Here is a 213-nt window from a genome sequence, read left to right as displayed (position 1 = left end):
CCACTCTTGGTACGAGGCGTAACTTTTACAAACAAAGTGATCCCCCCTAGTAGTCTACACTACTATTATAGAGGAAAAACCTTTCAATATCAATATATTTTAGCCAATATTTACTTATTATTTCGTCATAAGTCTATACTACATGAAGATCAAGAAGTGGCTAAATTACCGGGTTTGTTGATAGTAAAGGGCACTTATGGTTGAAGTCCAGTT

1 protein-coding gene is annotated in these 213 nt (G+C 35.2%); it reads left to right on the top strand.

All coding sequences use genetic code 11. The features are described 5' to 3' along the window. Positions 1-204, top strand: a 204-nt coding sequence (locus tag ACYQ3Q_RS28680) for a hypothetical protein (RefSeq protein ID WP_459931768.1), incomplete at its 5' end; no start/stop codon positions are given. Positions 205-213 lie beyond the last annotated feature (9 nt).

The sequence above is a fragment of the Desulfosporosinus burensis genome (genome assembly GCF_054657535.1).
Note: the sequence above shows the minus strand (reverse complement) of the source record. Positions and strands in the feature narration are given on the sequence as shown.